This window comes from Pirellulales bacterium (genome assembly GCA_036490175.1).
Taxonomy (GTDB): domain Bacteria; phylum Planctomycetota; class Planctomycetia; order Pirellulales; family JACPPG01; genus JACPPG01.
The window spans coordinates 1-14506 of sequence record DASXEJ010000246.1; the positions used below are offsets into that span (position 1 = coordinate 1).

At 58.1% G+C, this 14506-nt stretch carries 10 protein-coding genes; 8 read left to right on the plus strand and 2 right to left on the minus strand.

Features of this window, described 5'->3' with window-relative positions; all coding sequences use genetic code 11:
- The 4 genes from VGG64_18410 to VGG64_18425 form a co-directional block, all read left to right on the plus strand.
- Window positions 1-1472: NADH-quinone oxidoreductase subunit M (locus VGG64_18410; GenBank protein HEY1601580.1), on the plus strand; the 1472-nt coding region annotated here is incomplete at its 5' end.
- 159 nt (window positions 1473-1631) lie between these two features.
- On the plus strand, window positions 1632-3395 hold the full coding sequence (locus VGG64_18415; GenBank protein ID HEY1601581.1) for an NADH-quinone oxidoreductase subunit N: 1764 nt from the start codon (window positions 1632-1634) through the stop codon (window positions 3393-3395).
- A gap of 86 nt (window positions 3396-3481) precedes the next feature.
- Window positions 3482-3910: a ferritin-like domain-containing protein gene (locus tag VGG64_18420; GenBank protein ID HEY1601582.1), complete on the plus strand. Its 429-nt coding sequence runs from the start codon at window positions 3482-3484 to the stop codon at window positions 3908-3910.
- A 9-nt stretch (window positions 3911-3919) separates the two neighbouring features.
- Window positions 3920-4699 (plus strand): TatD family hydrolase, encoded by a 780-nt coding sequence (locus tag VGG64_18425; GenBank protein HEY1601583.1) that lies wholly within the window; start codon window positions 3920-3922, stop codon window positions 4697-4699.
- Between the two features lie 56 nt (window positions 4700-4755).
- Here VGG64_18425 and pheA read toward each other — a convergent pair whose 3' ends face one another.
- The gene (pheA, locus tag VGG64_18430) at window positions 4756-5814 is read right to left on the minus strand and encodes a prephenate dehydratase (protein HEY1601584.1); all 1059 of its coding nucleotides are present in this window, start codon (window positions 5812-5814) and stop codon (window positions 4756-4758) included.
- Window positions 5815-6482: 668 nt separating this feature from the next.
- On the opposite strand from pheA, the gene dnaK reads away from it, so the two are divergent.
- Both dnaK and clpB read left to right on the plus strand, forming a co-directional pair.
- Window positions 6483-8384: a molecular chaperone DnaK gene (gene dnaK, locus VGG64_18435; GenBank protein ID HEY1601585.1), complete on the plus strand. Its 1902-nt coding sequence runs from the start codon at window positions 6483-6485 to the stop codon at window positions 8382-8384.
- Window positions 8385-8484: 100 nt separating this feature from the next.
- Window positions 8485-11133 carry an ATP-dependent chaperone ClpB gene (gene clpB, locus VGG64_18440; protein HEY1601586.1) on the plus strand — a complete coding sequence of 883 codons (2649 nt, stop codon included), beginning with the start codon at window positions 8485-8487 and terminating at the stop codon, window positions 11131-11133.
- A gap of 108 nt (window positions 11134-11241) precedes the next feature.
- Here clpB and VGG64_18445 read toward each other — a convergent pair whose 3' ends face one another.
- On the minus strand, window positions 11242-11436 hold the full coding sequence (locus tag VGG64_18445; protein HEY1601587.1) for a DUF6800 family protein: 195 nt from the start codon (window positions 11434-11436) through the stop codon (window positions 11242-11244).
- A gap of 882 nt (window positions 11437-12318) precedes the next feature.
- Between VGG64_18445 and VGG64_18450 the strand changes: the two genes are divergently transcribed.
- Both VGG64_18450 and VGG64_18455 read left to right on the plus strand, forming a co-directional pair.
- On the plus strand, window positions 12319-12972 hold the full coding sequence (locus VGG64_18450; protein HEY1601588.1) for an HD domain-containing protein: 654 nt from the start codon (window positions 12319-12321) through the stop codon (window positions 12970-12972).
- Between the two features lie 26 nt (window positions 12973-12998).
- The gene (locus tag VGG64_18455) at window positions 12999-14444 is read left to right on the plus strand and encodes a cytochrome B6 (GenBank protein HEY1601589.1); all 1446 of its coding nucleotides are present in this window, start codon (window positions 12999-13001) and stop codon (window positions 14442-14444) included.
- The last annotated feature ends 62 nt before the right edge of the window (window positions 14445-14506 follow it).

Sequence of the window (14506 nt, forward strand, 5' to 3'; positions counted from 1 at the left end):
ACTACATGGGGGTCGACGGCATTAGCTTCACGCTGGTCCTGTTGACGTCGTTCGTCACCATGTTGTCGATGGGGGCCAGTTGGAACATCACCAAGCACGTCAAGGCCTACTGCATCCTGTTCCTGCTGTTGGAAACAGGCATGCTGGGCGTATTCCTGTCGTTGGACTTCTTTTTGTTCTATGTGTTCTGGGAAGTCATGTTGCTGCCGATGTATTTCCTCATCGGTGTATGGGGTGGTCCGCGGCGCGAGTATGCCGCCATCAAGTTCTTCCTGTACACGCTGGTCGGCAGTGTGTTGATGTTGATCGCAATTCTGATGCTGTACTTCAACAGCGATTTGCGCGAGCTGACGCCGGCACAACAGCGCGATGCTCACGTGCATCAATCCGTCTTGGAAGGGAAAGACGCCGACGAGCCCATTCACACGTTCAATTTGTTGGCGCTCGCCAAGATCGGACAGCTCGATCAATCTCCGTTCGACAAGCCGCTATGGCTGGGCAAGTCGATCCAATGGTGGGCATTTATCCTGTTGTTCATCGGTTTTGCTATCAAAGTGCCGGCCGTGCCATTTCATACCTGGTTGCCCGATGCGCACGTCGAGGCGCCTACACCGATATCCATGATCCTGGCCGGTGTGTTGTTGAAGATGGGCGGGTACGGCATTATTCGCATCTGTTACCCGATCTGTCCCGATGCCGGGTATGAACTGGCTTGGGTCGTGTCTGGGATCGGCGTCTTCAGCATGGTTTATGGTGCGTTTGCCGCCATGGCGCAGAAGGATTTCAAACGCCTGGTGGCCTACAGCTCGGTAAGCCATATGGGTTACGTGCTACTCGGCATTGGCGTGTGGAGCGCCTGGATGGGGACGGATTATAACCCCGACTACTGGGCCCTGGGGATGAATGGCGCCATGTTCCAGATGATCGCTCACGGCATCAGCTCGGCCGGCATGTTCTTTATGGTCGGCGTGATCTACGACCGCGTTCATCATCGCAACCTGGATGAATTCGGCGGACTGTTCGCCAAGATGCCGGTCTATAGCGGCTTGGCATTCGGCATCTTTTTCGCGGGCCTAGGACTGCCGGGGCTGTGCGGATTCATCGGTGAAGTGTTTGTTACGTTGTCGGTATGGAGCTTTAGCAAGGCCCTAGCCGTGATCTCGGCGTCGGTCGTAATACTGACCGCCGGTTACATTTTGTGGACATTGCAACGCGTCTATCTGGGACCTGAGTACAAGGGACCGCACGCCGAGGGAATCTATCCGATTACGCCGCGCGAGTTGAGCATCGCCGTTCCCTTGCTGGCCTTTGCGATTCTGTTCGGCGTTTTTCCGTCGGCCGTGTTCCGATATTTGACGCCGAGCGTCAATAAAGAAGTCAGCGAACTGGCCGACTGGACCAGAGAAAAGAAGCAGCCCCGGCTGGATGCCGCCGATGAGGCGGCCGACATCGCCATGGCCAGCCAACGCTGAGAGCCATTGCCAGCCAACACTGAGACAACGCGGCCGGCGCGAGATGGTTAAAAGTCATGCGATTCGAAATACAAATCGAGGATTCGTAACTAGAGTTGTCACGGCCCAGCGGCCGACTTTGCAAGCCGCCACGCACGTGCTCACAAGAAACGGTTAACCGTGAACTTTCAGGAACTTGTAAATAATCTGCGTCTCGACACTATCAATGTGTCGCTGCCGGGCTTTCAGCCGGAACTGGCGATTTGCGCCACGATCGTGGTGATGTTGCTCGGCCGTATCCCACGTTGGCGCCTGGACGCCTTCTACGTGGCCCTGGCGGGATCGATCGCTGCATTGGTGCTAGCCGCGCCCTGGCGGTATTTGGGCGTGGATGCACCGACGGCCAGCGGCACGTATCCGGCTGAGATTTTTACCGGCATGCTGCTATTCGACGGCATGACGGTTTATTTTCGTTCGGTCCTGCTGCTGTTCGCGGTGCTCTTTATCGTGATGACCCGCCTGTCGGGCATTCCGGATCGAGAGGACGGCGCGGATTTCTACACGCTCATTCTCGGCGGCATTCTGGGCATGTGCATCATGGCTTCGGCGAACCATCTGCTGATGGTCTTCGTGGGAGTCGAGATGGCTAGCGTTCCATCGTACGCATTGGCCGGCATGCTCAAGGGGCGCCGGAAGAGCAGCGAAGCAGCCTTGAAGTACTCCGTTTTCGGCGCCGGGACTGCGGGCGTGATGCTGTATGGCATTAGCCTGATCGCGGGAGCCACTGGCTCGGCCCATCTGCCGACGATCGTAACGCAGTTGGCCTCGATGCCGGCCGACGTGTTCGCCGAGAGGGAGTCCGTGCTAATGCTCGGAGGCCTGATGTTGGCCGTCGGACTGGCATTCAAGCTTTCGGCTGTGCCATTCCATTTCTGGTGCCCAGACGTGTTCGAGGGAGCCAGTGCTGAAGTAAACGCCTTCTTATCAGTGGCGTCGAAAGCGGGCGCCTTGGCCCTGTTGGTTCGTATAGGAATCGGTTTCACTCACGCACCGGCTGCCGTCCCTACGGCTGAGCTCCCAATCGCCGAAAGGTCTGCGACGGCACAAGTCGTGTTGGTGTCGGCCGCTCAGCCGGGCCCAGCGCTAGAGCATGAAGCACCGGCCGCGACGGGCGTTGTCCCGGCAACGGAGCCGCCGAAGGACGAATTAAAGCATGTCATTACCGGCGAGCCGGCCAGTGAGGATACAACGCTCGATCGGGTCCGCGACTATATCGCTGGCTTGATCGCCCTGCTGGCTGCTGTCACATGTACGTTCGGCAACCTGGCCGCCTACGCCCAGACGAATATCAAGCGTCTGTTGGCTTATTCGACGATTGCCCATGCTGGCTACATGATGATGCCTGTGGCCGCTGCGGTGGCGCTGGTGGGGCATGATTCGGAACAGGCCGAACAGGCTGTGGCGGCTGTGGCGTTCTACGTGGGCGTGTACCTGTTCATGAACCTGGGTGCCTTTGCCATCGTGGCCTTCCTTCGCAACACGATGCGCAGCGAAGAGATCTCCGACTATGGCGGCTTGATCCGCCACTCGCCGGGGTTGGTGATTTGCTTTTCGATCATTTTGATTAGCCTAGTTGGGCTGCCCTTTTTCAGTGGGTTTATCGCCAAAGTTCTGGCGTTTTACGCGCTAATTCCCGCCGGACTGCTATGGCTGCTCGTTGTCGGCGGTTTGAACACGGCGATCAGTCTTTTCTATTACTTGCGGGTTGTGAAAGCGATGACGATGGATCCTGAGCCGGCGGATCGGCTGCCGGTTGATTTTTCGATGGTTTCGGCCGAGGGCGCTTTCGTCGCACTCATTACGTTGCCGGTGGTGGTCTTGGGTGTCGCCTGGGATCCACTCTATCGCTGGGCTATCGCCGCAAGTCATCAGCTGTTGAGTTGAACCCTGTTTAGATCGGCCGATTAGCACGCCAAGTCCTGGACGCGACGTGTTTCGATCGGCGAATTAGATAACACGAGAAGCTGCGCATGGCACAGGTCGACTCCATCGATCTCCTGAATCGGCTGTTCGAAATCGAACATCGGTCGCTGTTGACCTATTTGACCGACGCTTGTCCTTGGACGCACTCAGGCGAGGAGAAGGCCACGACGGCGCTCGCCCACATCGCGGCCGATCAGCAAGCCATGACCGTCCGCATCGCGGAGCTCATTGACTCTCGGGGCGGGCGAATCGACTCCGGTTCTTTCCCAATGTATTTCACCGACACCAACCTGCTATCGCTTGATTTCATGCTGCGAGAGTTGGTGAAGCATCAAAAGCACGACATTGCGGAAATCGTGCGGATCGTCGCTATGTTGGGGGCTGATCGCGAGGCACGAGAACTGGCCGAGGAGATTCTGGGCAGCGAGCGAGCCCATCTCGAAGTCCTTGAAGATCTGGCCATTCAACCGGCGTAGCGTGGCCCTATGCGGCTGTTCGACTCTCACGCCCATTTGAACCAGAGCGATTTCGACGAAGATCGCCCGGCAGTGATCGAGCGCGCGCGCCAAGCAGGCGTGACATCGATCGTCACGGTCGGCTACAACGTTGCCTCTAGTGTGCAGAATGTCGAGATCGCGGCGACTTTTCCGGGCCTATTTGCCGCCGTGGGAATCCAACCCAACGATACGGTGCACGCCGGCGCGGATGACTGGCAGCGCATAGTAGACCTGGTCGCTGCGCCGCGCGTGGTGGCAATTGGCGAGACCGGACTGGACCGATATTGGGATACCTCCCCGCTGGAGTTGCAGCAGGATTATTTCGATCGGCATCTACGGCTGTCGCAGCAGACTGGTCTGCCGTTCATCGTCCACACGCGCGAAAGCGACGCCGAAGTACTGGCGATGTTGCGCGGGGCGCGCACACGTGGCCCGCTGTCAGGAGTAATGCACTCCTTCACGGGCAGCGAAGAGACGGCCGCCGAGTGCGTTTCTCTGGGGCTATACATTAGCTTTGCCGGCATGGCGACGTTCAAAAAATCCGACGCCTTGCGCGCGATAGCAGTGATGATTCCGGCCGATCGGATTTTGATCGAAACGGATTGTCCCTATCTCTCGCCGCATCCCTTGCGCGGCCGGCGGAATGAGCCTGCCCACCTGCTGCACACGGCCGAATGCCTGGCCGCGGTGCGCGGCGTCAGTCTCGAGGAGTTCGTCGCGCAGACAACGGAAAACGCATCCCGTTTGTTTCGTGTGACCTCAACATAAGTCGCATCGCAGATTAGGCACACGTCGCGTTGGCGGCCAATCCGTGCCGTCGCTGGCTAGCCGACCGGCTCGGTGCGTGGGCACGATCCAAGAATCTCGAACCGCAGGGTTTTCTTGGCCAAGGCCTGCAGCGCCCGGCGGACCTTCAGGTCGGACTCGTGGCCGTCCAACTCGATGAAGAACAGGTATTCGCCGTGGCTGATCGGAAACGATTCGATCCAGGTAAGATTCAAGCGGTTCCTTTTGAAGATATTGATCGCCTCGGCCAGCGAACCGGGGCGGTGTTCAATCTGGAACATGGCGGCGGTCTTATCCCGGCCCGACCGTGCGGCGGCGTCGGCGCCAATGACTGCAAACCGGGTGATATTGTCTGGATTGTCCTCGATGCTTTCCGCGATGATCTCTAGCCCGTACTGAGCGGCTGCCTGAACGCTGGCGATGGCCGCGGCACCGGGCTTGTCGAAGGCGATTTGCGCGGCCGCCGAGGTGCTGGTGACTTCAATAGGGCGGGCCGTCGGTAAGTGTTTTGCCAACCAATTACGGCACTGCGACAGCGCCTGCGGCTTGCTGTAAACCTCGGACACTTCGCTACGCGGGCAACGTCCCAACAACGCATGATGAATTCGCAACTGAACCTCGCCACAAATGCGCACGCGCAGCCGCATGAACGTATCGAGCGTGTCGGCAATCCGGCCATCGGTGGAATTCTCGATCGGCACCAGTCCGTAGTCCGCCTGTTTACGATGTACCTCCTCGAATACGGCCGCGATCGATCCGACGGGGATAAGCTCGACACTTTGGCCAAAACGGTGCAGAGTCGCGATATGGCTATAGGTGTATAGGGGGCCGAGAAATGCGACACGCAATCGTCGTTCGAGCTGCCGCGATCCACTGATAATCTCGCGAAACACGGCGCGCATGCTGTCAGGGGAAAGAGGGCCCTTGCTCAGTTCCACGACGCGGGCCAGGATCTCTTCCTCGCGCCCCGGGACAAACACTGGCTGATGGGCTGCCTCTTTCAGCTTGCCGATTTCCAGCACGAGGTTGGCCCGTACGTTGATCTGCGCAATCAATTGGCGGTCGATGCGGTCGACCGCGGCGCGCAGTTCGGCCACTGTTTGCCCTTGAGGGGAACGCGGCCGTGGATTGGGCTTGGTAACTTCTTTTCGCACCGGGGGTTACTCGTGCTAGGATGCTGCTTTAGAATCACGCTGTTCGGTAAAAATGGAGCTTGGACCCTCTTGTAGCCGTCTGGCGAAGCAAGCGTCAAGAATCATGTTGTGGAACATACACGGCAGCGGAAAACGCGAAACCCATCCGCGCGATCGGATTCGCCGAATAACCAATACCAACGGCTGGGCTCATGCCGCCACAGACCCACATGGCAGACGGGACCACCTTGGCAGTATCTCGATCTCGTCGCGTCAATAATCAAGGTTAGGACCGAAATGGTCGCCTGCCAGTTTGGCAGCATGGAAAACTGATCTTTGTGCAGGTTGTCAAACTGGCAGTTTTACGTGAGCTTCGCCTCGAAAGCCGAGCGATCGAGGGTCAGGGCGTGCGCCGTAACTTATTTGTCTGTATAGACCTGTGATTTCCACTCCGGAGCATATCATCGGCACGATCTTTGCGTTGGGACTCCTCCGAGCAATATGCGCACGCAGCCAGTTATGGTCCCCGGCCCGGCCTGTGGCGCACCAATCTAAACGACATTCCTCTCTAAACATGAATTGAGACGCGACGTACGCAAAGCGTTCGCGCAACACCATAAGGAGCAATTTCCATGGCACAAGGCGAAAAGATCATTGGTATCGATCTGGGAACGACCAACTCCGTGGTGGCGATCATGGAAGGGGGCGATCCCAAGGTCATTCCAAATCAAGAAGGCAACCGGCTCACTCCCAGCGTGGTCGCGTTTACCGATAAGGGAGACGTGCTGGTCGGCGAACCGGCGCGTCGTCAAGCCGTTACGAACCCAACCCGTACGGTCTACTCCATCAAGCGTTTTATGGGGCGCCGCCACGGCGAGGTGGCTGCCGAAGAGAAGTTGGTTCCCTACAGCGTTACCGGCGGGACGCAGGACTATGTCAACGTCAAGATCGGCGACAAGGAATACACCCCGCCCGAGATCTCGGCCAAGATTCTTCGCAAGCTGAAGGAGTCGGCCGAAGCGTACCTGGGTCACAAAGTCAATAAGGCCGTTATCACGGTGCCGGCCTACTTCAATGACGCTCAGCGGCAGGCCACCAAAGATGCCGGTCAAATTGCCGGCTTGGAAGTTGCCCGCATCATCAACGAGCCGACAGCCGCGTCGCTGGCCTATGGCTTGGACCGAAAAGAGTCCGAGAAGATTGTCGTGTTCGATCTAGGTGGCGGTACGTTCGACGTCTCGGCATTGGAAGTGGCTGAAGGTGTCTTTCGCGTCATTAGCACCAATGGCGACACGCACCTGGGTGGCGACGACTTTGACTTCATGCTGCTCAACTATGTCGCCGACGAGTTCAAGAAAGACCAAGGCATCGACCTGCGCAAAGATGCCATGGCCCTGCAGCGGCTGCAAGAAGCCTGCGAGAAGGCCAAGAAGGAGTTGAGCTCGGCCGCCTCGACCGATTTGAACCTGCCGTTCATTACCGCGGACGCCAACGGCCCAAAACATTTGCAGATGAGCATCACGCGTGCCAAATTCGAGCAGCTGGTCGATCCACTGATTGAACGTTGCCGTGGTCCGGTGATGAAGGCGCTGGAAGACGCCAAGATGCAGCCCAAAGACATCGACGAAGTCGTGTTGGTGGGTGGCTCGACGCGCATTCCCAAGGTCCAGGAGCTGGTCCAAAAGATCTTCGGCAAAGAGCCGCACAAGGGCGTTAACCCTGACGAGGTCGTGGCCATTGGTGCGGCGATCCAAGGGGGTGTCTTGGCCGGCGAAGTCCAGGACGTATTGCTGCTCGACGTGACGCCGCTAGCGCTGGGGATTGAAACCTTAGGCGGCATCATGACCAAATTGGTCGAACGAAACACGACCATCCCGACCGAGCGGAAGCAGACCTTTAGCACGGCGGACGATCAGCAGACGGCCGTCACGGTGCGTGTCTTCCAGGGCGAACGCGAGATGGCCGCCGACAATCGTTTGTTGGCGCAATTCAACCTGGAGGGGATCCCCCCGGCCCCGCGCGGCGTGCCGCAAATTGAAGTCAAGTTCGATATCGACGCCAACGGCATCCTGAACGTCGCCGCGAAGGATCTCGGCACAGGCAAGGAACAGACGGTGCGCATCGAGAAGTCGAGCGGTCTGTCGAAGGAAGAGATCGACCGCATGGCCAAGGACGCCGAAGCTCATGCGGCCGACGATAAGAAGAAGCGCGAGTTGGCGGAGTCACGCAACCAGGCCGATTCGCTCTGCTTCCAGGTCGAAAAGCTGCTCAAGGAGAACGACACCAAGCTCAGCGGCAGCGACAAGAAGCCGCTCGAGGACGCCATCGCGAAAACGCGCGACGTGGCCAAGGGGCATAACGTCGATGCGATCAAATCCGCGATCAGCGAACTGGAGCAGGCTTTTCACGCGGTCGGCAAAGTTTTGCACGAAGCGGCCACCGCAGGCCGGACGGCCGACGCCGGTGGCGACGGCGCGAAGAAGCCTGCCGGCGATGAAGAGGCGATTGACGCCGAGTTTGAAGTCAAGGAATGAGATTCCCAATCATCCTGGGCGTAACACTGTCGGCCGGCGCGTTCCTTGATGAACGGCCGGCCGTCGGCGCGTCCGGAGGGAAGAAAGGGCATATATAACAATGGCATTTCGTTTCGACAAATTGACGATCAAGGCTCAAGAGGCAGTCCAGCGCGCCCAAGAGATCGCCGCCGATCGTGGCAATCCGCAAATCGAGCCCATTCATCTCTTGGCTGGCTTGGTGGCGGAGACCGAGGGGGTAATTCGCCCCGTGCTCGACAAGATTGGCGCGAATCGCGGGCAACTCGACAAGGTGATCGCGGCCGAGCTGAAGCAACTACCGACCAGTTCGGGCGGCGCGCCGCCGCAGCCCTCGTCGGCGCTCGGGCAGGTTTTCGATGCCGCGGCCAAGCAGGCCGAGCTAATGAAGGACGAGTTCGTTTCAACCGAGCATCTGTTGCTGGGGCTGGCAAAAACCGATTCCAAAGCCAAACAGGTTCTGAAGCTAAACGCGATTGGCGAGACGGAAATCCTCAAGGCACTGCAAACGGTACGCGGCAGCGCCCGCGTCGAAGATCAAAACCCTGAAGCGAAATTCCAGGCGCTCGAGAAATACGGCATCGACCTGGTGGATCGCGCCAACCAGGGCAAGCTCGACCCTGTGATCGGTCGCGATCAGGAGATTCGGCGCGTGATCCAAGTCTTGTCGCGCCGCACCAAGAACAATCCGGTGCTGATCGGCGAGCCAGGAGTAGGCAAGACCGCCATCGCCGAGGGGCTGGCCCTGCGGATCGTGCAAGGGGACGTACCGCAAAGCCTGAAGAACAAGCGTGTCATCGCTCTGGACATGGGAGCATTGATCGCCGGCACCAAGTTTCGCGGTGAATTCGAAGAACGACTCAAGGCCGTACTCAAGGAAGTCCAATCGGCAGGTACAGTTATCCTGTTCATCGACGAATTGCACACGGTCGTTGGCGCGGGCGCGGCCGAAGGGGCCAATGACGCCGCTAACCTGCTCAAGCCAGCGCTCGCTCGCGGAGAGCTGCGCTGTATCGGCGCTACGACTCTCGACGAGTATCGCAAGTACATCGAGAAAGATGCGGCGCTCGAGCGCCGCTTTCAACCAGTGATGGTCGGCGAGCCTTCGGTCGAAGACACGATTGCCATACTGCGCGGCTTGAAGGGACGCTACGAGGCACATCACAAGGGTGTGAAGATCAAAGATTCCGCGTTGGTTGCCGCAGCGAACCTGTCGAATCGCTACATTCCTGATCGTTTCTTGCCCGATAAGGCCATCGACCTGATGGACGAAGCCACCAGCCGGCTGGCGATGGAGCTGGAAAGCGTGCCGACCGAAATCGACGAAGTGCAACGTCGCCTGATGCAATTGGAGTTGGCTGCCCGGCAGCTCTCGGAAGAAACCGAGGAGCATGCGCAAGACCGGCTGGAAGACATCGAAGCCGAAATGAAGTCTCTGCGCCTCAAGCTGCGAAACCTTCGCGAGCAATGGGAGGCGGAGAAGCACGGGGTCGGTGACGTGCAGACAATTCGCAACGAGCTGGATAAGGTCGAGCTGGAATTCTCACAGCTCAGCACCTCGGTGAAAGAGCGACAATCGGCTGGCCTTCCCATCGAAGAGCGAGATTATCAACGTCTTTATGAGCTCGACAACCAGCGCAAGAAGCTGGCCACGCGGCTGGAAAGTGCCGGCACTCCGCCGCCGACCAGCGGACGGCGCCTATTGCGGCAGGAAGTTGGGCCGGACGAAATCGCCGAGGTCGTAAGCGCGTGGACCGGTATACCGGTTAGCCGCATGATGGAAACAGAAAAGGCCAAGCTGCTAGTCTTGGAAGAACGTCTGCATCAACGCGTTGTCGGACAGGACGAAGCCGTCGAGGCTGTCGCCAACGCGGTCCGCCGCAGTCGCTCGGGCTTGCAAGATCCAAATCGCCCCATCGGCTCGTTCATTTTCCTTGGCCCGACAGGCGTCGGAAAGACCGAGCTTTGCAAAGCGCTGGCTGAAGTTCTGTTTGACGATGAAAATGCCATGGTGCGGCTCGATATGAGTGAGTTCATGGAGCGACACACCGTGAGCCGATTGATCGGCGCGCCGCCGGGGTACGTTGGCTACGACGAAGGGGGGCGACTCACCGAAGCCGTTCGGCGGCGTCCCTACTCGGTTGTACTGCTCGATGAAATTGAGAAGGCGCACCGCGACGTATTCAATGTGCTGCTGCAAGTTCTCGACGATGGGCGCCTGAGTGATAATCAGGGCCATACCGTCGACTTTACCAACACGCTGGTCGTGATGACGTCGAACATCGGCAGCCAGGAGATCCAAGAGGTCACGCGCAGCGGTGGCGGTCAAGAGGCGATTCGCTCGGCGGTGCAAGAGCAGCTGGAATCACGCTTTCTGCCGGAGTTCCTCAACCGCATCGACGAGACGATCATCTTTCATCCGTTGGATGCCAAGCAGTTGCGAAAGATTGTCGATCTGCAAGTTGCTCGGCTCCGCCATCAGGTCGAGCAAACGGGCTTGGCGCTGGAAGTCACCGACGCGGCTCTGGATGCCGTGGCGCTGATCGGCTACGACCCGGTGTATGGGGCGCGACCGCTGAAGCGGGTGATCCAACAGAAGCTGCAGAATCCTCTGGCCACGGAGCTACTGAAGGGAACCTTCAGCGAGGGGAGCACCGTGAAGATCGACTACCAGGATGGCGATTTCACGTTCGAGCGCAGCGAGAAAGAGGAGCCGGCCGCTACCAAGTAGCCGGCGAGTGCGATCCAACGCATTTGTAGAATGGCACTAGATAGCAGTCGCTATGGATGACCGCCGGATCCTCAAGATCTCGGCGGCATTCGAGCGGATTTTTACGCTCTACCGATCCGACTTTGACAATTGCCAGTTGGCAATGACAACGTCGGCTCCGGGCGTGAGGCGCCGCAGCTTTTCGGCAATAACGGGCCGCTCAGAAACCTTGGCCGTCTTGAGCTTCTTGGCCAGAAGGTTCAACTTCTTGCGGCGGTGGCGCCGCCGTTTGATCTCTTTTCCGCGTTCGCTGATCCCACCCACCGTTGAAACTCCTTGGCCCGCTGACTGATACGTCGGATCATCAACCGTCGCCGCCCGAAAGCGTGTGGTTCGGTTTTATCCGGCTGAAGGGGCTGCGTCAATCGGCATTGCGGCTCCAGATGGCCGCCGTCGCGACGTACAGGGTGCCGATGAGGACAGCAGATCGTGCCTAACGAGTCACAATTGGGGACTTATTTGTTGCGGAACCGGTTTGTAGCGGCACCGGTCCAGTCGCAGTTCAAATTCGAGGGTGTGCCGCACAGGGCAGGGTGGCAAATGCACATTCTGAGTGAAGTTTTGCGATTCACCCCTAAGAATGGCTGATGGCTTTTCGGGATGAAGACATCAGCCTACCGATTCATGGCAGCTGGTGAAACTTTGCACTAGCGCTCCGATATTGGATCGCAGGAATCGGACGGTGAGTGCCTGCGCTCCCGGAATGCTTCGCGATCGTGTTCTCAAAATCTCGGCAAATGGCGGCCATTGCTTCGCCGATTGCAAGGCCTAAAATTGCGCCACCGCGGCGCGCGAAACGTGTCGCAGCAAGTGTCTTGCTGTATCAACGCGGCGATGTGGTCTTTGAGCGTTACGAGGTCGCACGGTAAACAACCGGGCGCTGATTACAGTCTTGATCGTGCAATCGTTCATGAAGGTACCTGCGCTTCACCATTTGGCCCCTACGCAGAGCGAAGGACCTTTCATCGCAGCCTAGCTGGTTGCCTTGGTTGTGTTCGGCGCGTTGGCAGTGGCGGCGGCGCTTAAGTTTCGCGACGATTCTATCGAGGCAGTATCACGGGCCGCGAGTCGGTCTGCTGATGAGGCGGCTTTGCTGGGGCATGGTTTTGCCAGCAGAAGTTCCTTGAAGGCATGTGGGATTTAGCGATGTCTTTTTCCCTGACATCTTTCGACGTAGCGGGCATTCGAATTCCCGACAGCAAGCTCGCCAAGGCGGCGACCGAATTCGTTCGCGATTGTGAATCAGATTTGTTATTTGATCATTCCGTGAGGGTATTCCTGTGGGGAGCCCTGCGCGGAAAGCATCGAGGCTGGAAGTTCGACCCCGAGTTGCTTTTCTTAGGAGCGATGTTTCACGATGTGGGGCTAACCGCCAAACACCGCAGCGCCAGCAACCGTTTTGAAATCGATAGCGCCAACGCCGCGCGGGATTTTCTCTGCCAGCATGGAGTAGCAGCCGAGGTGATCGGCCTGGTGTGGGACGCCATTGCGCTACATACGACTCCCGAAATTCCGTGGCACAAGCAGACTGAGGTGGCGCTCGTGACCGCGGGGGTCGAATTGGACGTCATGGGCATGGGTTTCGACGAGGTGCCGGACGACGTCAAATCGCTCGTGCTGGCAGCCCACCCTCGCAAGGACTTCAAGACCCACATCATTCGGGCCTTTGCCGATGGCTTCCGGCACAAGCCCGAATCGACATTCGGCACAGTTAATGCTGACGTATTGGCCAAGACCGAGCCTGGCTTTGCGCGACAGGATTTCTGCGCTTTGATTGCGGGATCTCGTTTTCAGAACTGATCAGATCCTTTTCTTAGGAAACCGTTATGGCCAGTAAGAAGCACTCGTTAGACGCGGCACGCTGCGGCGCATTCTTTTTGGCAGCTTTTGCATGCTTGCTGGCGGTCGTTGTATTCTCGGCAACCAAGTCGGCCGCCGATGAACCGCCCAAAGCAGTTGCTTCGAGTTACGACCAAATAACCCCCACGCTGCTGGGGAAACAAAGCTTTACCGCCACAATGGCCAAAGACAAAGCGGACAAGGCTGCCGTAATGGCGCGTCAGAAGAAGCTTCTGGAAGAGCGCTATGAGCTAACTCCGAAACTCGACAAGAAGTTGACCATGACACGCGGCAAAGCCATCGCGATTGGTCCGGCAACAAAGCTGGCCAATGGCCTCACCTGGGAAAAATTGGCCGACATGTCGAGCGACGTCATCCGCGATCAAGGGGTGTTTCCGAAAGGTTTCTTGCCGCTTCCTCATCCCAAGCACGACGTAGGGGGGATGGTTTTTCCCCAGGCCGAAATCAAGGCCGTCAAACGCCTGGAACGGTTCGACATTGATTTCGATCTGCCGGAACCGTTTCTGCCCGAGTTTCCTCCGGCGATGTTCCTTACGTCGCGTCCCGATTTAGGGGATGTGTCGCAAGGCAAGATCGTCGCGGTGGATAATTTCCAAGAGCTGTTCGCCGGCATATTGAATAGCAAGGACCTGGAGGGCCTACGCCTGTTGGTCACGCAATTTCCTCAGCAGCAGTTTAATGCCACAGCTGATCGCAAGACAGAACAGACCCTTGGCATGCAAGGGGTGTCCTGCTTTGATTGTCACGTGAATGGCCACACTTCTGGCGCGACACACTTGGTCGGCGACATCCGACCGCAATCGCATCGACGGCGGATCGACACGACGAGTCTGCGCGGCGTCAATATTCAACGCCTGTTCGGATCGCAACGTGCTCTGAAGACGATAGAAGATTTCACCGAGTTCGAACAGCGCGGCGCCTATTTCGATGGCGATCAGCTCTCGGCATCGGCCAAAGGGATCAATCCGCTCGAGCGCGGCAGCCAGGTCCATTTCATGGCCGAAGTGCAGGAGCTGCTCAATTTTCCGCCGGCGCCTAGTCTGGGCTGGGATGGAAAGCTGGATCCCAAAAAATTCGACGAAGCCTCGCCCGAAATGCAGGGACAAAAGCTGTTCTTCGGCAAGGCGCAATGCTCTACGTGTCACCCCGCACCGTACTATACCGACAATTCGATGCACGACCTGATGGTCGAACGGTTTTACAAGACGCAGACCATCAACGGCTTGGTGGCGACGTCCCAGGGTCCCATCAAAACGTTTACTTTGCGTGGCATCAAGGAATCGCCGCCGTATTTTCATGACGGCCGCTTGCTAACCCTGGAGGATACGGTCGAGTTTTTCAACCTGGTATTGGAGTTGAAACTTACCGCTGGGGAAAAGCAGAATTTGGTCGGTTTCATGCGTCAGCTGTAGTGGCTGCTGGAGAACTGGATTGACGAGACCGAGCGGCGTACCTGGTTTCTCTCGCAAAACGC